The sequence below is a fragment of the Streptomyces sp. NPDC087263 genome, assembly GCF_044744645.1.
Classification (GTDB): Bacteria; Actinomycetota; Actinomycetes; order Streptomycetales; family Streptomycetaceae; genus Streptomyces.
Genome location: NZ_JBIUYT010000012.1, coordinates 178,876 through 202,157 on the forward strand (window position 1 = coordinate 178,876; position 23,282 = coordinate 202,157).

The window sequence follows — 23,282 nt, forward strand, 5'->3', positions numbered from 1 at the left end:
TCACCGGTTATCGGATTGGTAAAGAAACCCCCGTCGCATCTGTTCTCAGAGACCTCACAGCCGAAAGGATCCAGGTACCAATCGCAACAATGTACGGGGAGGTCCCACTTGAGGGGCATCAGACCGACGAAACGGGTGACAGCGCTCGGTTCGGCCGGAGCGCTCATCACGGCGACCTTGATAGCCGGAGCGGTGGCGGCTCCGTCGGCCACCGCCGACGCCGGCCGCGGTCAGGACCGTGAGGCACGCGGCGCGGCAACCGCCGCGGCCAAGGCCGCCAAGGCCGGCATCGACTGGCAGGACTGCCCGGCCGACTGGGCCCTCGCGAAGCCGATCCAGTGCGGCTGGGTCACCGTCCCGCTCGACTACGCGCACCCGAACGGCAAGCAGATCAAGCTCGCCGTCGACCGCATCGGGAACACGGGAACGACGGCGGAGCGCCAAGGCGCCCTCGTCTACAACCCGGGCGGCCCCGGCGGCTCGGGCCTGCGCTTCCCGACGCGGGTCACCAACAAGAACCCGGTCTGGGCGAACACGGCCAAGGCGTACGACTTCGTGGGCTTCGACCCGCGCGGTGTCGGCCACTCGGCGCCCATCTCCTGCATCGACCCGCAGGAGTTCGTGAAGGCGCCCAAGGCCGACCCCGTCCCGGACTCCGAGGCGGACAAGCTCGCGCAGCGCAAGCTGGCCGCCGAGTACGCGGACGGCTGCGCCGAGCGCAGCGGCGAGATGCTGCCGCAGATGACCACGCCGAACACCGCGCGCGACCTGGACGTCATCCGGGCCGCACTCGGCGAGAAGAAGCTCAACTTCCTGGGCGTCTCGTACGGCACGTACCTCGGCGCCGTCTACGGCACGCTCTTCCCGGGGCATGTCCGTCGCATGGTCGTCGACAGTGTCGTCAACCCGTCGCGCGAGAACATCTGGTACGAGGCCAACCTCGGCCAGGACGTCGCCTTCGAGGGCCGCTGGAAGGACTGGGAGGACTGGGTCGCCAAGAACGACGCGACCTTCCACCTCGGTGACACCCAGGCCGAGGTGCAGGACCAGTGGCTGAAGCTGCGGGCCACCGCCAAGGCGAACCCGATCGGCGGGGTCGTCGGTCCCGCCGAGCTGATCGGCTTCTTCCAGAGCGCCCCGTACTACGACTCCTCGTGGGTGCCGGTCGCCACGGTGTTCAGCCGGTACGTCGCGGGCGACACCCAGGCGATCGTCGACGCGGCCGCCCCCGACCTGTCGGACACCGCGGGCAACGCCTCCGCGGAGAACGGCAACGCCGTCTACACGGCCGTCGAGTGCACGGACGCCAAGTGGCCCACCAGTTGGAAGAAGTGGGACCGGGACAACACGCTGCTCAACAAGGACTACCCGTTCATGACCTGGGCCAATGCGTGGATGAACCTGCCGTGCGCGACCTGGCCGGTCAAGCAGCAGACGCCGGTCGACGTCAAGACCGGCAAGGGTCTGCCGACCGTCCTGATCGTGCAGTCCACGAATGACGCCGCCACCCCCTACGAGGGCGCCGTCGAACTGCACAAGCGCTTCAAGGGCTCCCGCCTGATCACCGAGAAGGACGCGGGCTCGCACGGCGTGACCGGGCTGGTCAACCCGTGCATCAACACGCGGGTGGACACCTACCTGCTCACCGGGAAGACGGACGCGGCCGACGTGACGTGCGCGCCGCACGCCACGCCCAAGCCGTAACGCATGAAGGCGTGAAGGCATGAACGCATGAAAGGAGGGGCGGCCGGTTCCCCGGCCGCCCCTCGCTCATGGCGCCGACCAGGCATCCTCCGCCGCGTAGTCGAAGAGATCGCCGTACACCTCGAACATCCTGGGATAGGCCTTCCGCCAGCCACGTCCGGCCAGTTGGCGCTTGATCGACGCGACCGTCTCCGGAAGCGACTCGGCGTACCGCACCACCGCTCGGTAGCCCAGCTCCCGTTCGGCCGCGGACATGTCGCAGACCACGGGGGCGGGGACGCTCCACGGCGTGTCACCCACGGTCGGAGCGGGCGGCGGGCCGTCCACCAGAACGCTCTCCGTCTCGACGCCCATCACGGCGTCGATCGCCGCGCCGATCTCGGCCACCGTGGGCGCCTCGGGGTCGCAGGCGTTGAGGACACGTGACCCCGGCCGCGCGGCCGCCAGGCGGATCAGTTCCGCGATGTTGTGGACGCCCGCTGGATGGAAGCGGCTCGCGCCACCGAAGGCGAGGATCCGCCGACGCCGGCCGTCGAGGTTGCGTTTGACGACATACAGCTCGCGGGGCGTACGGCTGTACGGGCCGTGGACGGCGCCCGCGCGCAACAGGGTCGTCGGCAACCGGTCACCCAAAAAGAGGAGTTCGCGCTCCAGCGCTGCCTTCCGGGTGCTGTACGTGTCGTCGCCGGGGCGAACGGTGCGCAGGCTCTCCGGGATCGGCACGGGGTACTCGGGAAACCCGTCCGGCGCGGACTGGGTGTCGAAACCGCGCCCCTTGTCGTCCTCGTACACCGACAAGCTGGAGATCACCACGGCCGAGCCGACGCGATCGGCCAGGCCCGTCAACTGCCGTGCGTGTCCCGCCCCGTAGGCGACCACATCGACCACCACGTCGCAGCCGCCCCCGATCACCTCGGCGAGCGCCGTGTCGTCGTCCCGGTCGAGGGACGTGGACCGCACCTCCTCGGGCCAGCTCTCGTCCCGGCCGCCGCCGCGCGACGCGGCGGTCACCTCCCAGCCGTCCCGTACGAGCGCGCCCACCGCCGTGCGCCCGATCTGCCCTGTCGCTCCGATCACCACAGCACGTCTCATACGTATAAAATGTACAGGGCGTACGATCTGTGGGGTCGATTCCTCAGCTCGCCGGCCAACGGTCGGTGATTCAACTCAGCGGCAGCCGCGGGAACTTGCGGGCGTTCTCCGCGCGCTCGGCGGCCTCCTCGGCCTTGACGACGGCGGCGTACCGGTCGACGTACTCCTGCTCGGAGAGGGTGAGGATGGCGTACATGATCTCGTCGGTGATGGCGCGCAGGATGGCCTTCTCGTTCTCCATCCCGGCGTAGCGGGAGAAATCGAGAGGCTTGCCGAAGCGGATGGCGACGGGGTGGATCTTCGGGATCTTCCGGCCCGGCGGCTGGGCCTCGAAGGTGCCGATCATCGCGCAGGGGATGACGGGTGCCTTGGCCTTCAGGGCCATCACCGCCACGCCGACCTTGCCCTTGTAGAGGCGGCCGTCGTGGGAGCGGGTGCCCTCGGGGTAGATGCCGAGCAGTTCGTCCTTGCTCAGCACGCCGAGCCCCTCGCGGATCGCGGCCTGGCCCGCGTCCTTGCCCGAGCGGTCCACCGGGATCTGCCCGGCGCTGCGGAAGAAGGCGGCGATCAGGCGACCTCTGATGCCAGGGCCCGTGAAGTACTCGGCCTTGGCGAGGAAGGTGATGCGGCGCTTGAGGATCGCGGGCATCAGGAAGTGGTCCGCGAAGGACAGATGGTTGCCGGCGACGATGGCCGGCCCCGATGACGGGATGTGCTCAAGGCCCTCGATCCGGGGCCGGAAGACCAGTCTCAGCAACGGACCCAGAAGCACGTATTTGAGCACGTAGTAGAACATCGGGGCGCTCCTCACTCCGGCGGATCGGCTCAACCGCGCCATGTTCTAGCAGGTCAGCAGGCGTGCGGTGAGGTGTCAGTGTATGGGCAGGTGCGGCCCCATGGCACTGCGTCCGACCGAGCTCGTGCCGACTCCGAGCCGCTGTCACCTCCGGGCTCGTGCCAGTTCGTGACCGCTGTCGCGACCGGACTCCTGTCGACTCCAGGCCGCTGTCACGACCGGGCCGTGTTCACTCCCGGCCGCCACTTTCCTGACGGTATGTCATGGCGCGCGGAGCGTCGCGGAGGTGCCGCGGAGGTGGCGTGGAGGTGGCGTGGAGCGCGCTGTGGTCTCCCTGCCGGGATTGGAGGAGCGCCGAGCCAGGTCATTCGAGAGCAGTCGGCGAGACGGCCGGTGTCCACGAGCGCGATCGGCCGATGAGTCGGGGGCGGCGCCAGGAGCTGTTGGACCCAACCATCCGGCGCCTTCGTTAGCAGGCCTGTTGAACGCACTTTTCGGGTGACCCTGAGCGCGGGAGGCAAACGTTCTTCCGGCCCTTCGACGAGACAGCGCGGGCAGTCGCCGATCCGGCGTCACTCCCCGCGCTGCGTCGGCCACTCTCAGGCGCGCCGCGCCCCCTGAGTCAGGACCCTCTCCAACGCTCCGAGAGCCGATTGCAGTTCCTCGCCGGTGATGGTCAGCGGCGGGGCCAGTCGGATCGTCGAACCGTGCGTGTCCTTGACCAGCACCCCCTCGCGCATCAAGCCCTCGCTGATCTCACGCCCCGTGCCGATGGCGGGATCGATGTCCACGCCCGCCCAGAGGCCGCGCGAGCGGAAGCCCTCGACGCCCCTGCCCACGAGCGCGTCCAGGCCGTCCCGCAGGACTACGCCCAACTCGGCTGCCCTGCGCTGGAATTCGCCGGTCTCCAGCAGTTCTACGACCGCCGAGCCGACCGCCGCGGCGAGTGGATTGCCGCCGAACGTCGAGCCGTGCTCGCCGGGACGCAGCACTTCGAGCACGTCGCGGCGCCCGACCACCGCGGAGACCGGCACGATGCCGCCGCCGAGCGCCTTGCCGAGCAGGAGAAGGTCCGGCACGACGGCCTCGTGGTCGACGGCGAGGGTGGTGCCGGTGCGGCCGAGGCCCGACTGGATCTCGTCCGCGATGAACAGACAGCCGTTGCGGCGGGTCACTTCGCGGACCCCGGTGAGGTAGCCGTCGGCCGGGATGACGACGCCCGCCTCGCCCTGGATGGGCTCGATCAGCACGGCCGCCGTCGTCTCGTCGACGGCCGCTTCGAGCGCGGCGAGGTCGTTGTACGGGACGATCCGGAAACCCGGCGTGAAGGGCCCGAAGCCTGCACGGGCCGTCTCGTCCGTGGAGAAGCTGACGATGGTCGTCGTACGGCCGTGGAAGTTGTCGGCGGCCACCACGATCGTCGCCCGGTCGGGTGCGACGCCCTTCACCTCGTACGCCCACTTGCGGGCCACCTTGACGGCGCTCTCCACCGCCTCGGCGCCGGTGTTCATGGGCAGCACCATGTCCAGGCCCGTCAACTCGGCCAGCGACCGGGCGAACTCGGCGAGCCGGTCGTTGTGGAAGGCGCGCGAGGTGAGCGTCAGCCGGTCGAGCTGGCGGTGTGCCGCCTCGATCAGCACCGGGTTGCGGTGGCCGAAGTTGAGGGCCGAGTAGCCCGCCAGCATGTCGAGATAGCGGCGGCCCTCGACGTCCTCGACCCAGGTGCCCTCCGCGCGGGCGACGACCACGGGCAGTGGGTGGTAGTTGTGCGCGAGGACGGGCGCCTCGGCGCGGATCAGTTCGTCGGACGTGAGCGCGAGCGCGGGAGCGGTCATGAGCGGATCTCCTGAGTGCAGCACTTGATGCCGCCGCCGGCCTTGTGGAACTCCGAGAGGTCGACGGGGACAGGGACGTATCCGTGGTCCGCGAGCCTGTCGGCGAGTGCCTCGGCGTACGGCGAGACGAAGACGTGACGGCCGTCCGAGACGGAGTTGAGACCCCAGGCCATGGCGTCCTCGCGGGTGGCGAGCACCGCGTCGGGGAAGAGGCGCGCGAGCACCTCCCGGCTGCCGGGCGAGAACGCCTCCGGGTAGTAGCAGATGTTCTCGTCGTCCAGCACGAACAGCGCGGTGTCGAGGTGGTAGAAGAGCGGATCCACCAGCTTGAGGCCGATCACCGGGACGCCGAAGAACTCCTGCACCTCGTGATGGGCCTCTCGGGTCGTACGGAACCCGGTGCCGGCCAGGACGATGGGGGTCCCCCCGCTCGAGCGAAGCCGAGAGTGGGGGAGGCCCACCGGGATCAGATCGCCCTCGCCCTCGCACACCGACTCGGAGCGGTAGACGTCGAAACCGGCCGACTTGAACCAGGTCTCGTACGCGGTGGACTCGGGGCGCCGCTGGGGCGCGTGGAAGTACGAGCCGAAGACACGGCCGGCCAGGACGAGCGCGGAGTTCGCCGCGAACACCATGTCCGGCAGGTCCGCCACCGGCTCGACGGCGTCGACGGTGTGACCGTGGGTGCGATAGGCGCGGATCAGCGCCTGCCACTGGTCCTGGGCGAGGTCCACGTCCACGGGTGTGTCCGGGTGCATCCAGGGATTGATCGCGTACTGCACGGCGAAGTGTCTGGGTTCGCAGACGAGAAAGCGCCGAAGGCGCGGCACACGGCTGTCAGGCACAGAGAGGTTCCTCCGCTTTCCTGCGGTGGTGACTGGGTGATGACTGAGGGTGTCTCCACGGTAAGAAACGGGGGATACGTGCGACAAGCGACGAGGGCTGCGTGTCTGCGCAGGATTGCTGCGTCTTGGGACGCCTCAGCGCACGGTTGATGCGGCCTCCGGAGCGGCGTGGGTCGCCCCTGCCTCCGGGGCCTCCGGCAGCAGATGGGACAGCACCATGTAGCTGATCGTCTTCCGGATGAACGGCTCGGCCCGGATCCGCTCCAGCACCTCCTCGAAGTGCTCCACATCGGTCGCCCGTACGTGCAGCAGCGCGTCCGCGCCGCCGGTCACCGTCATGGCCGCGGCGATCTCGGGGTAGTTGCGCACGACCTCCGCGATCCGCCGGGGCGGGGCGGCGCCCTCGCAGTACACCTCGACGTACGCCTCCGTACGCCAGCCCAGCGCCGCCGGCTTCACCGTGGCCGTGAACCCGGTGATCACGCCGGTCTCGCGCAGCCGGTCCACCCGGCGCTTGACCGCCGTGGCCGACAGCCCGATCGTCGCGCCGATCTCCGCGAAACTGGTCCTCGCGTTCGCCATCAGCGCGGTGATGATCTTGCGGTCGAGATCGTCGAACATCGCGGGCTTGCTGCTCATGGCGGCACTGTATCCAGCGAGAGCTCCCAGGCCCGTGCGGCGACAACCCCCAGCCGGCTCCCGCGGCGGCCCCACGCGCCTCCAGCGGCAGCGCCCACGATCGTCCGGCGGCAGGGCGCACGCCCGTCCAGCGACAACGCCCACGTCCCGAACGTGTCCAGACGTGGAAATACCTCCTACACTCCACCTTCATGCTGCGCGCCCTCGCCGTCGACGACGAACAACCGTCCCTCGAGGAACTCCTGTATCTGCTGAACGCCGATCCTCGGGTCTCCAGTGCCGAGGGCGCGAGCGACGCGACCGCTGCCCTGCGCCGGATCAACCGGGCACTGGAGTCCGGCCCCGACGGCCCCGAGGCGATCGACGTCGTCTTCCTCGACATCAACATGCCCGGGCTCGACGGCCTCGACCTGGCCCGGCTGCTCACCGGGTTCGCCGATCCGCCACTCGTCGTGTTCGTCACCGCCCACGAGGGATTCGCCGTCCAGGCCTTCGACCTCAAGGCCGTCGACTACGTGCTGAAGCCCGTACGCCGAGAACGCCTCGCCGAGGCCGTACGCCGGGCCGCGCAGCTCATGGACGCGGCCCCGCTGATTCCGGTGCACGAACCCGACCCGGACCACATATCCGTCGAGCTCGGCGGGGTGACCCGCTTCGTGGCCGTCGAGGACATCACGCATGTCGAGGCGCACGGCGACTACGCCCGCCTGCACACGGCCCAGGGCAACCACCTCGTACGGATCCCGCTGTCCACCCTCGAAGAGCGCTGGCGCTCCCGCGGCTTCGTCCGGATCCACCGTCGCCATCTCGTCGCGCTGAGCCACATCGCCGAGCTCCGCCTGGACGCGGGTACGGTGAGCGTCCTCGTGGACTCCGTCGAACTCCAGGTCAGCCGCCGTCACACCCGCGAACTGCGCGACCTGCTGCTGCGCCGGACCACGAGCTGAGGAGGACGGTGTGCCGCAGGATCCGACCGAACGCCGCGTCACGGTCACCGGTGCGCCCCGGCGCACCCGCAGGACGTCCGGCTACTACCGGCCCAGAACCGAGATCGACGAACAGACCACGCTCGGCCACACCTACGTCCGCTCCCTGATGCGCAGCCAACTCCGGGCCGCTCTGATGGTGCTGGCCGTCCTCGTGCTGTTCGTCGGACCGCTGCCCCTCGTGTTCGCGGCGATGCCGGACGGCGCGAGCGTGGAGTGGGCCGTGCTCGGATTCGGTGTGTACCCGCCGCTGGTCCTGCTCGCCCGCTGGTACGTGCGCCGCGCCGAACGCAACGAGAAGGACTTCGTGCGCCTGGTCGAGGACCGCTGAACGTGGACCAGAACTACGCCGTCCCCGCGGTCGCCCTGGTGGTCGTGGCGACCGTCCTGGTCGGCGCGTTCGGCCTGCGCATCTCCCGGACCACCTCCGACTTCTACGTCGCCTCGCGCACCGTGGGGCCACGGCTCAACGCGGCCGCGATCAGTGGCGAGTACCTCTCCGCCGCCTCCTTCCTCGGCATCGCGGGCCTGGTGCTCGTCCAGGGCCCGGACATGCTCTGGTACCCCGTCGGCTACACAGCCGGCTATCTCGTCCTGCTGCTCTTCATAGCCGCCCCGCTGCGCCGCTCCGGCGCGTACACCCTGCCCGACTTCGCCGAGGCGCGGCTCGGCTCGCAGGCCGTGCGACGCCTCGCCAGTGTCTTCGTCGTCGGCGTCGGCTGGCTGTACCTGCTGCCCCAACTGCAGGGCGCGGGGCTGACGTTGGCGGTGCTGACCGACGCGCCCGACTGGTTCGGCGGGGTGCTCGTCGCCGTCGTCGTGGTCGTCACCGTCGCCGCGGGCGGCATGCGGAGCATCACCTTCGTACAGGCCTTCCAGTACTGGCTGAAGCTCACCGCCCTGCTGGTCCCCGCGCTCTTCCTCGTCCTCGCCTGGCAGAGCGACGGCGCCCCGCGCGACGCCTTCGACGAACCGGCGGCCTTCCGCGAGCAGAGCGTCGTCCGCGTCGACGACAGCCTCGACCTGAAGCTCTCGCGGCCGCTGCGCGTCACGACGACGGGTACCGTCGACGGCCACCGGTACGAGGACGAGAGCGTCGCACTCCCCGCGGGCGTCCACCACTTCGAGCGCGGCACCCGGCTCACCTTCACCAAGGGCGACCCGGTCCCGGTGGCCGAACGCGACAGCAACATCGGCATGTCGACCTCGCTGGCGACGGGCCGCGAGGAACGCCCGCTGTACGCCACGTACGGACTGATCCTCGCCACCTTCCTCGGCACGATGGGACTGCCGCACGTGGTCGTCCGCTTCTACACCAGCCCGCACGGTGTTGCCGCCCGCCGCACCACGGTCGTCGTACTGGGCCTGATCGGTGCCTTCTACCTCCTCCCGCCCGTCTACGGCGCGCTGGGCAGGCTGTACGCCCCCGAGCTCAGCCTCACCGGCGACGCGGACGCCACCGTACTGCTGCTGCCCGACCGGATGATCGGAGGAGTCGGCGGCGACCTGCTTGGCGCGCTGGTCGCGGGCGGGGCCTTCGCGGCGTTCCTGTCGACCGCGTCCGGACTGACCATCGCGGTGGCGGGTGTGCTCACCCAGGACGTGCTGCCCTCGCGCGGGGTCCGGCACTTCAGGCTGGGCACCGTGCTCGCCATGGCGGTGCCCGCCGCGGCGAGCATGCTCGTGGGCGGACTGCCGGTCGCCGACGCCGTCGGGCTCGCCTTCGCCGTGTCCGCGTCGTCGTTCTGTCCGCTGCTCGTCCTCGGCATCTGGTGGCGGCGGCTCACCCCGCCGGGCGCGGCCGCCGGGATGCTGGTCGGCGGTGGCTCCGCGCTCGTCGCCGTCGGCGCGACCATGGCGGGCTATCCGGGCACGGGCTCACTGCACGCCCTCCTCGCCTGGCCCGCTCTGTGGTCGGTGCCCCTGGGGTTCGTGACCATGGTGCTGGTGTCGCTGGCCACGGCGGGACGGGTGCCGGCGGGCACGGCGGCGATCCTGGCGCGCTTCCACCTGCCGGAGGAACTGGCCGGGGACCACGTGCGCACGGAGGCCAAGGCATGAGGGCGCGGAAGTGCCACGGACGCGCGGAGGTCACGTCATGAGCGGCTTCGTCGCGGGGCTCTGTGTCGCCGTACTCCCGCTGCTCGCCGCCGGGTTCTGGCTCGGCAGGCGGACCGCGCGGCCCGAGAGCCTCGGTGGACTCGGTACCCCCGTCGAGCACGCCACCTTCCAGACCCTGCACACCGCCTCGCTCGCCGCGCCCCCGCTGCGCGCGGGCCTCACCGAGGAGACGGCGGGCCGGTCCGCCCGGCGCCTGCGCACCCTCCTCGGCACCGACGCGCTGTGCCTGACCGACCAGGAGACCGTTCTGGCCTGGGACGGCGTGGGGGAGCACCACCGAACCGAGGTCATGGCGCGGCTCGCAGGAGCACTGGAGACCGGCCGCGGCGAGGCCTTCCGGCTCGACTGCTTCGAACCCGACTGCCCGCTGCGGTGGGCCGTCGTGGCCCCCCTCACCGTCGACGACCGGGTGCACGGCGCGCTCGTCGCCTGCGCGCCCCGCGAGTCCGCCGTCCTCGTGCGAGCCGCGGGCGAGGTCGCCCGCTGGGTCTCGGTACAACTGGAACTCGCCGACCTCGACCAGTCCCGCACCCGGCTGATCGAGGCCGAGATCAAGGCACTTCGTGCCCAGATATCCCCGCACTTCATCTTCAACTCGCTGGCGGTGATCGCCTCCTTCGTCCGCACCGACCCCGAGCGCGCCCGCGAACTGCTCCTGGAATTCGCCGACTTCACCCGTTACTCGTTCCGCAGGCACGGCGACTTCACCACCCTCGCCGACGAACTGCACGCCATCGACCACTACTTGGCCCTTGTCAGGGCCCGCTTCGGGGAGCGTCTGTCCGTCACACTCCAGATCGCGCCCGAGGTGCTGCCGGTCGCGCTGCCCTTCCTCTGCCTCCAGCCCCTCGTGGAGAACGCCGTCAAGCACGGCCTGGAGGGCAAGACCGACAAGAGCCACATCAGCATCACCGCACAGGACGCGGGAGCCGAGGCCCTGGTCGTCATCGAGGACAACGGCACCGGAATGGACCCCGACCGGTTGCGCCGCATCCTCGCCGGAGAGGTCAGCCCCTCGGGCGGCATCGGGCTGTCCAACGTGGACGACCGGCTGCGCCAGGTGTACGGGGACGACTACGGCCTCGTCATCGAGACCGCGGTGGGAGCGGGCATGAAGATCACCGCCCGGCTGCCGAAGTACCAGCCGGGCGTGCATTCGGCCGCGCGACTGCCACGTCAGTGAGCGTCAGGCGCTGCGCGCGGCCACCATGCCCAGCGTGATCAGGCCGAGTACGACCCAGCCGAACCACAGCCAGCCGTTGCTGCCGAGCGCCACCGTGTAGGCCGTCACCACGACGAGCCCGCCCACGGTCAACACCCCCATTGCCTTCGTCGAACCAGGCGTCGAACCGGGCATCTGAGCACCCTCCTTCGGGCGGGTCCGCGGCGCATGCCGTGGCCTTGGCCCATTTTCCCCCGACAGAGCGCGATTCGCCAGGGCCGGGCGGCCTACTCGCCCCCGTGCATCAGGGTCTTGTCCCGACGCTCGACGGCGCAGACCACCAGGTAGTACTTCTTGCCCCACAGTCCTGTGCTGCGCAGGCCATGACTGAAGTAGGTGGCGGAGGGATAGCCGAATTCCTCCGGCCGGGCGTCCTTCGCGCACTGCGTGTCCGCAGCCGCGTCGGCGTCCTGCCCGGTCGGGGCGGTCTTGAGGTGAGTGATCTGCACGGCCTTCCCCGTGTGCTCCCTGTCGCAGGCGAGCAGGTCGTAGTGCGTGCTCGCGCGCGCGTCCCCGTCCACATGACCGAGACAGTCCCCGCGCTGTATCTGGGTCGCGTCCTCGAAGGTCATCCCGTACGGACGGAGCGCGCCGAGTGGGCCGTACACCGGGCCGTGCTTCCCGACCAGCAGACAGGCGACACTGCCGGCGGCGGCGCCGAACCCCTCACGCGTCGGCACCACCGCCAGGCTCCGCACGTGCCACGCGAGTCTCCCCGCGGTCTCCTTCGTCAGCTCCGCGCACCGCGCCGCTCCCCGGCTGCTCGCCTCCTCGAACGAGGATGCCTTGTACAGCCCCATCACCTGCCCGTCCGGGACCATGTCCTTGCAGCTCGGATCGAGCGTGAGGGGCGGGACACCGGCCACCTCGGAGGGAGGCGGATCGCCCCGGACGCAGTCGCCCTGCCGCAGCGGCTCGGAGAGTCCGACCGTGGCGCCGTACGGCTTCACGGTCCTGTTCGCCATGGCGTACCAGACTCCGCCCGCGGCGAGGCCGAGCGCCAGGAGCAGTGCCACCAGGCCTTGCAGGAGGAGGGGGCGTTTGCGGCGCCGCCTGCCCGAAGGGCCGGACGCCGGGGTGGGCGGGCCCCCGTACCAGGGCGGGCCGTAGCCGATGCCGGGCTGAGGGCCGCTCGGGCCGGCCGGGGGTGGGGGGCCGAAGCCCTGGCCCGGACGTGAGCCGTACGCGGGCGGGGCGCCGGACGCCTGGGCCGTGGGGGCGTACGCGGGGTGGGCGGTGGGGGAGTGAGTGCCATGGGCGGTGGGCGTGGGCGTATAAGCGCCGGGTGCGGCGAGGCCCTGGTCCTGGGGCGGGCCGCCGGAACTCCGGCCCGGTGATGCCGGACCCGGTGGAATCAGGCCTGCCGGGGTTCCGTCGGATGTGACGAGCCCCGCCCAGGGCGGCTGCGATCCTCCGTCGACCTGGGTAGGCGGGTGGGGTTCGGGCGTGATGATCCTGGCCAGGGCCGCCGCGGTGTCCTCCGCGGACAGTCGCCGTGCGGGATCCTTGGCCAGCAGCGCCTCGATGACCGGCCGCAGGGCCCCTGCCCGCTGTGGCGGTGGCGGCTCCTCCAGGACGACGGCGGTGACCGTGGCGAGATCGGTGTCGCGGTCGAAGGGACCGAAACCCTCCACACCGAAGTACAGCGTGCAGCCCAGCGAGAACAGGTCGGCCGCCGCGGTCGGCGGCCCGCCCGTGGCACGCTCCGGCGCCAGATACCCGGCCGTGCCGACCAGGATGGATGTCAGCGTCCAGCGGGTCTCGGTGGAGTCAGGCTGGACCGAGATGCCGTAGTCGGTGAGCAGGACCCGGGATCCCGGCATGCCCGTGCGGTCCGGAGCGAGCAGGATGTTGGCGGGCTTGACGTCGCGGTGCATGATGCCGCGCTCATGACCGGCGGTCAGCGCGTCCAGGACCGCGAGGCCGATACGGGCGCACTCGTCGGGGGCCAGTGGGCCGCGCCGGACCAGCCAGTCGCGCAGGTCCTCCGCGCCCGCCACGTACTCCATCACGATCCACGGCAGGCCCTCGTGCTCCAGTACGTCGTGCACGGTCACCACGTGCGGATGCCCCCGCAGCACCGCCGCGTGCCGCGCCTCGGCGCGGGCCCGCGCGATCCGGGACTCGTGCTCCTCGCCGGCCACCGGCGCCGAGCGGAACCGGATCTCCTTGAGCGCGACCTCGCAGTCCAGCCGCCGGTCGTGGGCGAGCCAGACATGGCCCATCCCGCCGGAGCCCACCTGGTCCATGAGCTCGTACCGGCCGGCGATGATCCGGCCCACTCCCGACTGCGGTGATCCTTGTGCCATCCGGTCGCTCCCGGGTTCTGCGCTGGTTCGGTACGCGGGTCAGGACGGGGCGCTCGACGCCGGTGCGCTGCTCGGTGTCGGCCCGGTCGATGTCGAGCCGGTCGAGATCGAGTCGCTCGTCGTGGGGCCGGTCGATGCCGGGCCGGTCGAGACGGACTCAGTCTCCGTGGGATCGGCCGACTCGCTGGTCGGGGTGCTCGGCGCAGGTGGGCTCGCCGTCGGACTCCTCACCGGGGGCTCCGAGTCCGTCCCGCCACCCGAGCCGGGCGGCGGTGGTGACGTGCCGGGCGACCCGGAGTCGCCCCCGGACGCCGACCCGCCGACCGGCGACGAGGGACCGGACGCCCCACCGGACGGCGTCGGTGCCGTCGTGTCAGGAGCGCCACCCGATGCCCCCGGACCGGTGCTCGTTGCCCCCGGGCCGGTACTGGACTCGCCCGGACCGGTACTGGAGCCCCCAGGGCCCGTACTGGAGCTCCCAGGCACGGGGCTCGATCCGCCCGGTCCCGGGGTCGCGCCGCCCGGGTCCGGGGGAGTGGTCGGGCCGCCGCCACTGTCCTCGGGCGGGGTCTGCACGAACAGCGTCACGGCGGCGCCCCACTCCAGCGTGCTGCCCTCGGTCGGCCGGGACGCGGTGACGAGGGCGTCGTCGGCCGGCAGGGAGTCGCCGTCGTACGCCATGGCGAGCCCGTGGTCGGCCAGGCTCTGGGCCGCCGCCGCGAACGTCGTCTGCGTGACGGCCGGAACCCTGAATTCCGCATGGGTGTCGAAGGACTTGTCGTCCTCGCCCTCGGTACCGATCGGGCGGTTGATCCCGTGATCGGGGTCATGGACGTCGACGAGCTGGAGCCGCTCGATCTTCTGGTTCCCCGGCGGCGGCTTGACGACCACAATGCGGTCCTGCTGATAACCGGGCCACTTCTTGTTTCCGTCCCTGAACTGCACCGACGTCTTCTTGATGTTTCCCTTGTAGGGGAGAAGTGGATTACCGCAGGAGCACTTCACCGCGGGAAGTCCCTGCCGGTCGACCAGAATCGCGATTCCAGCCTGCAACAAAGCGTCGAAGGGGACGGCCTTGCCATCTTTGTACTCGTGATTCGTCACGAGGGTGTCGTGGCGCAGCACCACAGGTGTGAGTTGATCGATATGGCCCGGGATCTCAGCGGTGCTGATATTCCGAATCCGCGCCCATTCCTGCGCCTTCGCGGAGTTCTTGCTGTCGGTGAGGAAGTTCTTGAGCTTCTCCACGTCGCAGGTGCCGGGCCTGGTCGAGCCGCCGAACTCACCGGTGGCCCCACCGTCATCATCCTGCCCCGACGAGCCGTCGTCCCCGCCCGTCGCGCCGCCGTACAGCCCCGGGCTGTTGCTGGCCTGTATGCCGCCGCTCGGTCGTGCCTCCGGGAGGCGCAGGTCCTTGCCGAGCCGGCCGTCCTCCTTGAAAAAGGGATTGGCCTGCGAAATCCCCGCGGCGATGGCCCGCACTACGGACAGCTGTTCGGATTTACTGCATCCGCTGACCATCAGCACGGCGACCAGCAGTAAGGCGATCCTGCCGATCGCCGTTGATCCCGACCTTTGCATGGACGCGCGAAATGTCATGACCGCTCCCCCTGCGGTTTCCCCCGGACCTCACGTGCCGGACATGAGTCCGGACGCGAGGCTTCGCCCCCATGCTACTGAATAGAAATCCGTTTCACGCAAGCGGAAAAAAGAAGGTAATTCAGCGACTGCGTGCGTTGAGTGAGGCCAGATAGGCGTTGTACGCCTCGAGTTCCTTGTCGCCGTCGCGGTCCGCCGCCCGGTCCGTGCGGCGGGACTGCCGGCTCTCGGAGGCATGCCACTGGAAGAGCAGTGCGAGCAGCACGAGGACGGAGGGGATCTCGCTGAACGCCCAGGCGATGCCGCCGGCCGCGGTCTGGTCGGCGAGCGCGTCGATACCGAGCGAGGCCGGCGGGTTCTCGTACGTCTTCACCATCGGCGCGGACGCCATCATCAGCGCGATACCGAAGAAAGCGTGGAACGGCATGCCCGCGAACAGCTCCAGCATCCGCATCAGATAGCCCGGCCGCTGCGGCCCCGGGTCCACGCCCATGATCGGCCAGAAGAAGACCAGGCCGACGGCGAGGAAGTGACACATCATCGCGAGGTGCCCCACCTTGGAGCCCATCAGGAAGTCGAAGATCGGTGAGAAGTACAGCCCGTACAGACTCGCGATGAACAGCGGGATGGTGAAGGCGGGGTGCGTGATGATCCGCATGAACCGGCTGTGCAGGAACATCAACAGCAGTTCACGCGGCCCCTTGTCGCCGCGCTTCGACGCCACCGGCAGCGCCCGCAGTGCCAGCGTGATCGGCGCACCGAGCAGGATCAGGATGGGCGACAGCATGCTGATCACCATGTGCTGCACCATGTGCACACTGAACATGACCATGCCGTAGTCGTTCAGCTTGGTGCACATCATGAGCATCACGGTCAGGACGCCGATGACGAAGGAGATGGTGCGGCCCACCGACCACTTGTCGCCGCGCCGCGCCAGCCGTACGACCCCCCAGCCGTACAGGCCGAGCCCCAGCAGGCAGGCGACAAGGAAGAACGGGTCGGTCGACCATTCCAGACCTCGCCCCAGCGTGAACGGCGGCAGATCCATGGTCATGCCGTGCCCGCTGTCATCCATCCGCCGGCTCCTGTTTCGTACTGGTTGTGCGCTGTCTGTCCGCACCAGACTAGAACTGCCCCCGGTCGCCGCTGCGACCGGGGGCAGTTCCCGCTGTTTCCCTCACATACGACTCAGAGCACGCACTCGGCCTCGGCGTACCGCTCGTCCGGAACCGTCTTGAGTGTCTCGACCGCCTCCGCGAGCGACACCATCACGATGTCGGTCCCCCGCAGCGCCGTCATCATGCCGAAGTCACCACGGTGCGCGGCCTCCACGGCGTGCCAGCCGAACCGCGTGGCGAGCACCCGGTCGTACGCCGTCGGGGTACCGCCGCGCTGGACGTGCCCGAGGATCACCGGCCGGGCCTCCTTGCCGAGGCGCTCCTCCAGCTCCAGGGAGAGCTGGCGGGCGATGCCGGCGAACCGCTCGTGCCCGTAGACGTCCTTGCCGCCCTCGTCGTACTCCATCGAGCCCTCGCGGGGCTTCGCGCCCTCGGCGGCCACGACGATGGCGAACCGCTTGCCCGCGGCGAAGCGTTCGCCGACCTTGGCGGCCAACTCCTCGATGTCGAAGGGGCGTTCCGGTACGACGATGGCGTGGGCGCCCGCCGCCATGCCGGAGTGCAGGGCGATCCAGCCGGTGTGGCGGCCCATGACCTCCACGATCAGCACACGCTGGTGGGACTCGGCGGTGGTCTTCAGCCGGTCCAGGGCCTCGGTCGCGACGCCGACGGCCGTGTCGAAACCGAAGGTCACGTCCGTGACAGCGATGTCGTTGTCGATGGTCTTCGGTACGCCGACGATCGGCAGGCCGCCGTCCGAGAGGAGGCGGGCCGCCTTGAGGGTGCCCTCGCCGCCGATCGGGATGATCGCGTCGAGCCCGAGATCCTCGACATGGCCCCTGGCCCGCTCCACACCGTCACGCAGATGCTCGGGCTGGACCCGGGAGGAACCGAGTATGGTGCCGCCGCGAGCCAGGATGCCGCTCACCGCGTCGAGGTCGAGCTTGAGGTAGTCGCACTCCAGGAGGCCTTTCCAGCCGTCGCGGAAGCCGATGACCTCGTCGCCGTGGTCGACGACTGCGCGGTGCACGACGGACCGGATGACGGCGTTCAGACCGGGGCAGTCACCGCCGGACGTGAGGACACCAATGCGCATCGCCCGAAATACCTTCTCAACGTGGGCCGGAGACCGGACCCCGTTGTCCGGCAATATCCCCGCCACCCTACCGGCGGGAGGGGGCGGGGCCGTATGGGGCGTCCGCCTGCTGGACGCCCCCGCACACGTGAGCGCAAGCCCGGTCAGACGGGCTGTGCGGTGGGGATCGGGCGGGCAGCCCGGCCGCGGTCAGGCGGGCTGCTGCGCGGCCGTGATGCGCTCGTTGCGGAGCGCCTCGTACCACCGGTCGTCGATCGGCGGCAGCGCGTTCACGTCCAGCGCCAGCTTCAGCAGCAGGTCCGCGATCAGCGGGTTGCGGGCGAGGACGGGCCCGTGCATGTACGTACCGAAGACGGTGTCGTTGTACGCGCCCTCCGTGCCGTCGCCCGTGCCGTTGCCCTTGCCGAGCCGCACGTTCGCGAACGGGCGCGCGGTGGGGCCGAGATGGGTGACGCCCTGGTGGTTCTCGAAGCCGGTCAGCTGAGGGAGGCCGAGCCGCGGGTCGAGGTCCGCGAGCACGTCACCGACGCACCGCTCGCCCTCGCCGCGCACGGACGTCACATCGAGCAGGCCGAGGCCCGGCTCGCGCTGCCCGAGGTCGTTGATGAACTCGTGGCCGAGGATCTGGTACCCGGCGCACACCGAGAAGACGATCGCGCCGTTGCCGACCGCGCGGTGCAGACCGCCGTCGCGGCGCAGCCGCTCCGCCGCGAGCCGCTGCGGCCGGTCCTCGCCGCCGCCGATCAGATAGATGTCGCCGGAGGTGGGGATCGGCTGGTCGCTGCGTACGTCGAGACGGGCCACGTCGAGGCCGCGCTGACGGGCCCGGCGCTCCACGACCAGGGCGTTGCCCTGGTCGCCGTAGGTGCTCAGCAGGTCCGGGTAGATCCATACGAGACGCAGGCTGTTGTCACTCATCTTCTTCGTCCTTCGTGGCTCAGTTGCCGACACGACGCCTCAGGTCCTGGAAAGCGGTGTAGTTCGCGACGACCTCGATGCGTCCGGGCGGCGCCAGCTGCACGGCCTGGTCGAGGTTCTCGCATACCTGGAACTGCTGGTTCGCCACCTCCAGGCGCACGGCGAGGTCCAGTTTGCGGTCGCCGAGAACGAAGATCGGGTGACCCGTGAGCTGTGTGTAGTCGACGTCCCACAGCCAGGACGTGTCCGTGCCGTCGGCGCCGCGTGCGTTCACCGAGAGGATGACCGGGGTCGGCGGCGGGTCGATCAGCGAGAACGTCTCCAGCCAGCCCGCGGGGTTCTTCGCGAGCAGCAGACGCAGTTCGCGCTGCATGAACTGCACCACGTCGTAGCGCCCGGCCACCGCCTGCACCTGGTACATGCGTTCCAGGGCGACCTGCGGCGGTACGCCGAAGACGGCGGCCACCGCGGCCGAGGAGGCGGCGTTCGCCTTGTTGGCGCGGCCCGGCAGCTGGAGGTGGATCGGCCAGGCCGAGCCGTGCGGGTCCAGGACGTGGTCGCCGGAGAGCGCCCAGCTCGGCGTCGGACGCCTAAAGCCGCACTCGCCGCAGTACCAGTCGTCACCGGGGCGCTGCATCACACCGCCGCAGGACGGGCAGGACCAGGCGTCGTCCTTCCACATCTGACCGGCGGCGACCCACACCACGTTGGGCGAGGAGGACGCGGCCCACACGACCAGCGGGTCGTCGGCGTTGGCGATCACGACGGCCTTGGAACCGGCCAGGCCCTCGCGCCAGTGCTCGGCCATCATCCGGGTCTCGGCGGCACGGTCGAGCTGGTCGCGGGAGAGGTTGAGCAGCGCGATGCACTTGGGGTCGGTGTCGCGGGCGATGCCGGAGAGGTACTTCTCGTCGACCTCGATGACCGCGTACTTGGCGTCCGAACCCCCGGACAACGCCGAGGTGATACCCGCCGGCATGTTGGCGCCCAGCGCGTTGGACACGACCGGGCCCGCGGCGCCCAGCGCCTCCGCGATCAGCCGGGTCGTGGTGGTCTTGCCGTTGGTGGCCGACACCAGGATGACGTCCAGGTGCGTGGCGAGCCGTGCGAGCAGGTCGGGGTCGAGTTTGAGTGCCACCCGGCCGCCGATCACCGATCCGCTGCCGCGTCCGGCGGCGCGCGAGACGGCCGCTGCCGCCTTGCCGGCCGTCACGGCCAGCTTGGCCCGCGGCGTCAGCGGGTCCGAGTTGCCTGACATCGTGTCCGATCCTCCTTGCGTACGCGCCGCGCCTCTGCCTCCGGCATCGTGTGGCCCTCAGCCTATCGAGATCCACTCACGTGCCCGAATCGCGGCACCACGACGGTGCCCGCGCGACATTCGCGCGCCACCAAGGACCGTACCCTTGCGGCCATGCGACATGGCTCCATCCCGGGCTCCCGAGGGCGCGTCCGGCCCATCTCCCTGCTCGGCGACCCCGTCCTGCACACCCCGTGTGTGGAGGTCACCGTCTTCGGCCCCCAACTCGCCCGCCTCGTCGAGGACATGTTCGCGACGATGTACGCCGCCCAGGGCGTCGGCCTCGCCGCGAACCAGGTCGGCGAGTCCTTGCGGGTGTTCGTATACGACTGCCCCGACGACGAGGACGTCCGCCATGTCGGTCATGTGGTGAATCCGCGTCTCGTCGAAGCGGACGGTGTGGTTCTGCGCGGGCCGGAGGGCTGTCTGTCGCTCCCGGGTCTCGAGGCGGGGACCGAGCGGTACGACCACACCGTCGTCGAGGGCTTCACGGCGGACGGTGACCCGGTGCGGGTGCACGGCACCGGCTGGTTCGCACGGTGCCTGCAGCACGAGAGCGATCACCTCGACGGAGGGGTGTACGTGGATCGGCTCACGGGCTGGCGCCACCGAAGGGTGATGAGGCAGGCGGCGCGGGCGTCCTGGGGGCGCTGACCGTCGCCCCCGGTCGGCTACGGATTGTCCGTGGCCGGCCGAGCAGTTCCCCGCGCCCCTGAAGGGACGCTGCCCGCGTCCCCGCCGGTGAAAGCGACGAGCCCCCCGCGGTCCTGCCGGTGAAAGCGGCCGGCTTATGCGGCCCGCAAATGAAGTGGCGAGCTGCCCGCGTCCCTGCCGACGGAAGCGGTCGGCCTTGTGCGGCCCGTAGGTGAAGTGGCGAACTGCCCGCGTCTCCGCTGTTGGAAGCGGTCGGCGCCGCGCGGCTTCGCCGGCGGAAGCGGTCGGCCTTGTGCGGCTCGCAGGTGAGGTGGGGAGCTGCCCGCGTCCCTGCCGATGGAAGCGGTCGGCGCCGCACTGCCCCGCAGGTGGGAGCGGCCGGCCTTGTGCGGCCCGTAGGTGAGGTGGCGAGCTGCCGGTGGCCCCGCCGGTGAAAGCGGCCCGTCCCACACAGCCCTGCCCGTGAAAGACGGCCGTCAGAACCCCGGCCCGCCGGCGCGGTCCCCGGCGGCAGCCAGCCGCCCCCACAGCAGGTCCGCAAGGCTCCGTACCAACTCGGCCCGCGAGCAAGGCCGTTCACCCATCCACCAGTCGCCGGCCGCGTGCATCATGCCGACGATTCCGTGCCCCCACACCCGGGAGAGCTGCTGACTGTTGGGTCCGAGATCCACGCGCTCCTCGATGACCTCGGCGAGCTCCTCGCCCATACGGCGCAGCAGCGGCAGGGAGTGCTTGCTCACGTCGAACCCGGGGTCGCCCGGCTGGCCGCCCTCGGTGGGATGCATCAGGAACCGGTAGACCTGGGGGTGCGCCTCGATGGCCGCCAAGTACGTGTCGAGCGTGGCCTCGACGCGCTCGCGGCGCTCGGCCGGGGCGTCGAGTGCGGCGCGCAGCGATCCGAGGAGGGCGTCCGTGTGCCGCTTGGCGAGGGCGGCGTAGAGTCCGCCCTTGTCGCCGAAGTGGCGGTAGAGGATCGGCTTGGTGATGCCCGCCTCGGCGGCGATGGCGTTCATCGAGGCTCCGGGGCCGTCACGCAGAACCACTCTGTCCGCGGCCTCCAGCAGCTCGCGCCGACGGCGGTCGGCGGACCTCTGCTGATCGGTCCGCTGTGTGGTGTCCATGGTCTCTCCCCACCCGTGCTGATTCGGTGACGCCTGCGCAAACTAACACTCAATGGCGCATGTGTATCGAACGGGCTGCCGAGCGGAGCTCGGGAGTTGACTTTCCCTACTGGTCGGTAACAGACTCCAGTTACCGCAAGTAACACTGTAGTGCATTGTTGGAGGGGCCATGGCCGAGTTCACGATGGAGCTCAACGACGACCAGAAGGAGGTGCGGGACTGGATCCACGGGTTCGCCGCCGATGTGATCCGCCCCGCCGCCGCCGAATGGGACGAGCGTGAAGAGACGCCGTGGCCGGTCATCCAGGAGGCCGCCAAGGTCGGCATCTACTCCCTGGACTTCTACGCGCAGCAGTACTTCGACCCCACCGGACTCGGTATCCCGATGGCCATGGAGGAGCTGTTCTGGGGCGACGCGGGCATAGCCCTGTCGATCGTCGGCACCGGCCTCGCCGCCGTGGGCGTCCTCGCCAACGGCACCGAGGAGCAGATCGGCACCTGGATCCCCCAGATGTACGGCGACGCCAACGACGTCAAGGTCGCCGCCTTCTGCTCCTCCGAGCCCGACGCCGGCTCCGACGTGGCTTCCATGCGCACCCGTGCCGTCTACGACGAGGCCAAGGACGAGTGGGTTCTCAACGGCACCAAGACCTGGGCGACCAACGGCGGCATAGCCAACGTCCACGTCGTGGTCGCGGTCGTCGACTCCGAGCTCGGCTCCAAGGGCCACGCCTCCTTCATCGTCCCGTCGGGCACCCCTGGCCTGTCCCAGGGTCAGAAGTTCAAGAAGCACGGCATCCGCGCCTCGCACACCGCCGAGGTCGTCCTGGAGAACGCCCGTGTCCCCGGCTCCTGCCTCCTCGGCGGCAAGGAGAAGCTGGACGAGCGTCTCGCCCGCGCCCGTGAGCGCGCCAAGTCCGGCGGCGAGCGCGTGAAGAACGCGGCGATGGCCACGTTCGAGGCGTCCCGTCCGGCTGTCGCCGCGATGGCGGTCGGCACCGCGCGGGCCGCGTACGAGGTCGCCCTCGACTACGCGATGACGCGCGAGCAGTTCGGGCGAGCGATCATCGACAACCAGGGCGTCGCCTTCCAGCTCGCCGACATGCGGACGTCGATCGACGCGGCGCGCCTGCTGACCTGGCGGGCCTCCTGGATGGCGGTCAACGGCAAGCCCTTCACCGCCGCCGAGGGCTCGATGTCGAAGCTGTTCGCCAGTGAGACCGCGAAGAAGGTCACCGGGCAGGCGATCCAGATCCTCGGCGGCAACGGCTACACCCGGGAGTACCCGGTCGAGCGCATGCACCGCGACGCCGCCATCTACACGATCTTCGAGGGCACGAGCGAGATCCAGCGGCTCGTGATCGCGCGCACCCTGTCGGGGATGCCGATCCGCTAGCCCTCCTCACCGGTGTTTCAGAGGTGTCAGCTGCTCGATGTCGTACCTCGCCCGGAGTTTCTCGATCGCCGTGCAGTCCGGTGGGCCGCCCGTGCCCAGGATCTCCAGCAGTTCGTCGAAGTACCGTTCGTGGTCCGGCGGCGGTGACGCCTGGAAGAACATCTTCGCGGGCGTCTCGGTGGGGTTGGAGAACGCGTGCGGACATCCCGGGGGTACGACGATGACCGTGCCCGGGGTCGCCCGTACCACGCGGGTTCCCGAACTCGACTCCCACCGCTGCCAGTTGTCGGGTGTCCGCACCCGCGGCTCGAAGGCGAGGACGTCCAGCTCGCCTTCGAGGACGTAGAACAACTCCTCGCTGCGTGTGTGCACATGGGCGCCCACGTCGAAGCCGGGGGGCACCACGACCTCGAAGGTCGACGCCATCCGCGAGTGCGAGCCGGTGACCTTGAACGTCACATGCTGGGCCGGCGTCTGCACGACCCGGCCGTGACCGGGTGGTACGAGCAGTCCCTCGGACGCTGTCATCCGCCG

Annotated in this window: 21 protein-coding genes; 7 read left to right on the forward strand and 14 right to left on the reverse strand. The window is 70.2% G+C overall.

What is annotated here, in order from left to right:
* The first annotated feature begins 108 nt into the window (after window positions 1-108).
* On the forward strand, window positions 109-1,704 hold the full coding sequence (locus tag ACIPC1_RS33520) for an alpha/beta hydrolase (protein WP_402523907.1): 1,596 nt from the start codon (window positions 109-111) through the stop codon (window positions 1,702-1,704).
* A gap of 66 nt (window positions 1,705-1,770) precedes the next feature.
* Here ACIPC1_RS33520 and ACIPC1_RS33525 read toward each other — a convergent pair whose 3' ends face one another.
* The 5 genes from ACIPC1_RS33525 to ACIPC1_RS33545 form a co-directional block, all read right to left on the reverse strand.
* Window positions 1,771-2,784 carry an NAD-dependent epimerase/dehydratase family protein gene (locus tag ACIPC1_RS33525; RefSeq protein WP_402524127.1) on the reverse strand — a complete coding sequence of 338 codons (1,014 nt, stop codon included), beginning with the start codon at window positions 2,782-2,784 and terminating at the stop codon, window positions 1,771-1,773.
* An 82-nt stretch (window positions 2,785-2,866) separates the two neighbouring features.
* Window positions 2,867-3,592 carry a lysophospholipid acyltransferase family protein gene (locus tag ACIPC1_RS33530; RefSeq protein ID WP_402523909.1) on the reverse strand — a complete coding sequence of 242 codons (726 nt, stop codon included), beginning with the start codon at window positions 3,590-3,592 and terminating at the stop codon, window positions 2,867-2,869.
* Window positions 3,593-4,191: 599 nt separating this feature from the next.
* The gene (gene rocD, locus ACIPC1_RS33535) at window positions 4,192-5,427 is read right to left on the reverse strand and encodes an ornithine--oxo-acid transaminase (protein WP_402523911.1); all 1,236 of its coding nucleotides are present in this window, start codon (window positions 5,425-5,427) and stop codon (window positions 4,192-4,194) included.
* Window positions 5,424-6,272: a dimethylargininase gene (gene ddaH, locus ACIPC1_RS33540; RefSeq protein WP_402523912.1), complete on the reverse strand. Its 849-nt coding sequence runs from the start codon at window positions 6,270-6,272 to the stop codon at window positions 5,424-5,426. Before ddaH ends, rocD begins: the two co-directional genes overlap by 4 nt.
* A 135-nt stretch (window positions 6,273-6,407) precedes the next feature.
* Window positions 6,408-6,911: an Lrp/AsnC family transcriptional regulator gene (locus ACIPC1_RS33545; protein WP_402523914.1), complete on the reverse strand. Its 504-nt coding sequence runs from the start codon at window positions 6,909-6,911 to the stop codon at window positions 6,408-6,410.
* 191 nt (window positions 6,912-7,102) lie between these two features.
* Here ACIPC1_RS33545 and ACIPC1_RS33550 point away from each other — a divergent pair, with 191 nt between their 5' ends.
* The 4 genes from ACIPC1_RS33550 to ACIPC1_RS33565 are packed head-to-tail and all read left to right on the forward strand — an operon-like array spanning window position 7,103 to window position 11,201.
* Window positions 7,103-7,858: a LytR/AlgR family response regulator transcription factor gene (locus ACIPC1_RS33550; RefSeq protein ID WP_384378059.1), complete on the forward strand. Its 756-nt coding sequence runs from the start codon at window positions 7,103-7,105 to the stop codon at window positions 7,856-7,858.
* Between the two features lie 10 nt (window positions 7,859-7,868).
* Window positions 7,869-8,228, forward strand: a complete 360-nt coding sequence (locus tag ACIPC1_RS33555) for a hypothetical protein (RefSeq protein WP_402523918.1) — start codon at window positions 7,869-7,871, stop codon at window positions 8,226-8,228.
* 2 nt (window positions 8,229-8,230) lie between these two features.
* Window positions 8,231-9,958: a cation acetate symporter gene (locus ACIPC1_RS33560; protein WP_402523921.1), complete on the forward strand. Its 1,728-nt coding sequence runs from the start codon at window positions 8,231-8,233 to the stop codon at window positions 9,956-9,958.
* Between the two features lie 37 nt (window positions 9,959-9,995).
* Window positions 9,996-11,201 (forward strand): sensor histidine kinase, encoded by a 1,206-nt coding sequence (locus ACIPC1_RS33565; RefSeq protein ID WP_384378068.1) that lies wholly within the window; start codon window positions 9,996-9,998, stop codon window positions 11,199-11,201.
* A 3-nt stretch (window positions 11,202-11,204) separates the two neighbouring features.
* Here the strand turns inward: ACIPC1_RS33565 and ACIPC1_RS33570 are convergent, their stop codons facing one another.
* From ACIPC1_RS33570 to ACIPC1_RS33600, 7 genes are all read right to left on the reverse strand, one after another.
* Window positions 11,205-11,375 (reverse strand): hypothetical protein, encoded by a 171-nt coding sequence (locus ACIPC1_RS33570; RefSeq protein ID WP_365444839.1) that lies wholly within the window; start codon window positions 11,373-11,375, stop codon window positions 11,205-11,207.
* A gap of 92 nt (window positions 11,376-11,467) precedes the next feature.
* On the reverse strand, window positions 11,468-13,549 hold the full coding sequence (locus ACIPC1_RS33575) for a protein kinase (RefSeq protein WP_402523924.1): 2,082 nt from the start codon (window positions 13,547-13,549) through the stop codon (window positions 11,468-11,470).
* A gap of 39 nt (window positions 13,550-13,588) precedes the next feature.
* Window positions 13,589-15,148 (reverse strand): DUF6777 domain-containing protein, encoded by a 1,560-nt coding sequence (locus ACIPC1_RS33580; protein ID WP_402523926.1) that lies wholly within the window; start codon window positions 15,146-15,148, stop codon window positions 13,589-13,591.
* A 121-nt stretch (window positions 15,149-15,269) separates the two neighbouring features.
* On the reverse strand, window positions 15,270-16,223 hold the full coding sequence (locus ACIPC1_RS33585; protein WP_402523928.1) for a cytochrome c oxidase assembly protein: 954 nt from the start codon (window positions 16,221-16,223) through the stop codon (window positions 15,270-15,272).
* A 113-nt stretch (window positions 16,224-16,336) separates the two neighbouring features.
* A complete protein-coding gene (locus tag ACIPC1_RS33590) occupies window positions 16,337-17,362 on the reverse strand; it encodes a 6-phosphofructokinase (protein WP_402523931.1) in 1,026 nt (341 codons plus the stop codon).
* 189 nt (window positions 17,363-17,551) lie between these two features.
* Window positions 17,552-18,280: a glutamine amidotransferase gene (locus tag ACIPC1_RS33595; RefSeq protein WP_365444854.1), complete on the reverse strand. Its 729-nt coding sequence runs from the start codon at window positions 18,278-18,280 to the stop codon at window positions 17,552-17,554.
* A gap of 19 nt (window positions 18,281-18,299) precedes the next feature.
* On the reverse strand, window positions 18,300-19,538 hold the full coding sequence (locus ACIPC1_RS33600; protein ID WP_402523934.1) for a MurT ligase domain-containing protein: 1,239 nt from the start codon (window positions 19,536-19,538) through the stop codon (window positions 18,300-18,302).
* A gap of 153 nt (window positions 19,539-19,691) precedes the next feature.
* Here ACIPC1_RS33600 and def point away from each other — a divergent pair, with 153 nt between their 5' ends.
* Window positions 19,692-20,231 carry a peptide deformylase gene (gene def, locus ACIPC1_RS33605; protein WP_402523936.1) on the forward strand — a complete coding sequence of 180 codons (540 nt, stop codon included), beginning with the start codon at window positions 19,692-19,694 and terminating at the stop codon, window positions 20,229-20,231.
* Between the two features lie 476 nt (window positions 20,232-20,707).
* Here the strand turns inward: def and ACIPC1_RS33610 are convergent, their stop codons facing one another.
* Entirely contained in the window at window positions 20,708-21,352 is a 645-nt protein-coding gene (locus ACIPC1_RS33610) for a TetR family transcriptional regulator (RefSeq protein ID WP_402523939.1), read from the reverse strand.
* A gap of 169 nt (window positions 21,353-21,521) precedes the next feature.
* On the opposite strand from ACIPC1_RS33610, the gene ACIPC1_RS33615 reads away from it, so the two are divergent.
* Window positions 21,522-22,748: an acyl-CoA dehydrogenase family protein gene (locus ACIPC1_RS33615; protein ID WP_402523943.1), complete on the forward strand. Its 1,227-nt coding sequence runs from the start codon at window positions 21,522-21,524 to the stop codon at window positions 22,746-22,748.
* A gap of 6 nt (window positions 22,749-22,754) precedes the next feature.
* Here the strand turns inward: ACIPC1_RS33615 and ACIPC1_RS33620 are convergent, their stop codons facing one another.
* Window positions 22,755-23,276 (reverse strand): cupin domain-containing protein, encoded by a 522-nt coding sequence (locus tag ACIPC1_RS33620; RefSeq protein ID WP_402523945.1) that lies wholly within the window; start codon window positions 23,274-23,276, stop codon window positions 22,755-22,757.
* Window positions 23,277-23,282: the final 6 nt, after the last annotated feature.

Excerpts from the sequence above, each read along its gene's own strand:
- ACIPC1_RS33545 (WP_402523914.1), bottom strand. The coding sequence starts at position 6,911 with ATGAGCAGCAAGCCCGCGATGTTCGACGATCTCGACCGCAAGATCATC.
- ACIPC1_RS33590 (WP_402523931.1), bottom strand. The coding sequence starts at position 17,362 with ATGCGCATTGGTGTCCTCACGTCCGGCGGTGACTGCCCCGGTCTGAAC.
- rocD (WP_402523911.1), bottom strand. The coding sequence starts at position 5,427 with ATGACCGCTCCCGCGCTCGCGCTCACGTCCGACGAACTGATCCGCGCC.
- ACIPC1_RS33530 (WP_402523909.1), bottom strand. The coding sequence starts at position 3,592 with ATGTTCTACTACGTGCTCAAATACGTGCTTCTGGGTCCGTTGCTGAGA.
- ACIPC1_RS33565 (WP_384378068.1), top strand. The coding sequence starts at position 9,996 with ATGAGCGGCTTCGTCGCGGGGCTCTGTGTCGCCGTACTCCCGCTGCTC.
- ACIPC1_RS33580 (WP_402523926.1), bottom strand. The coding sequence starts at position 15,148 with ATGACATTTCGCGCGTCCATGCAAAGGTCGGGATCAACGGCGATCGGC.
- ACIPC1_RS33575 (WP_402523924.1), bottom strand. The coding sequence starts at position 13,549 with ATGGCACAAGGATCACCGCAGTCGGGAGTGGGCCGGATCATCGCCGGC.
- ACIPC1_RS33620 (WP_402523945.1), bottom strand. The coding sequence starts at position 23,276 with ATGACAGCGTCCGAGGGACTGCTCGTACCACCCGGTCACGGCCGGGTC.
- ACIPC1_RS33550 (WP_384378059.1), top strand. The coding sequence starts at position 7,103 with ATGCTGCGCGCCCTCGCCGTCGACGACGAACAACCGTCCCTCGAGGAA.
- ACIPC1_RS33595 (WP_365444854.1), bottom strand. The coding sequence starts at position 18,280 with ATGAGTGACAACAGCCTGCGTCTCGTATGGATCTACCCGGACCTGCTG.
- ACIPC1_RS33570 (WP_365444839.1), bottom strand. The coding sequence starts at position 11,375 with ATGCCCGGTTCGACGCCTGGTTCGACGAAGGCAATGGGGGTGTTGACC.
- def (WP_402523936.1), top strand. The coding sequence starts at position 19,692 with ATGCGACATGGCTCCATCCCGGGCTCCCGAGGGCGCGTCCGGCCCATC.
- ACIPC1_RS33585 (WP_402523928.1), bottom strand. The coding sequence starts at position 16,223 with ATGGATGACAGCGGGCACGGCATGACCATGGATCTGCCGCCGTTCACG.
- ACIPC1_RS33600 (WP_402523934.1), bottom strand. The coding sequence starts at position 19,538 with ATGTCAGGCAACTCGGACCCGCTGACGCCGCGGGCCAAGCTGGCCGTG.
- ACIPC1_RS33610 (WP_402523939.1), bottom strand. The coding sequence starts at position 21,352 with ATGGACACCACACAGCGGACCGATCAGCAGAGGTCCGCCGACCGCCGT.
- ACIPC1_RS33615 (WP_402523943.1), top strand. The coding sequence starts at position 21,522 with ATGGCCGAGTTCACGATGGAGCTCAACGACGACCAGAAGGAGGTGCGG.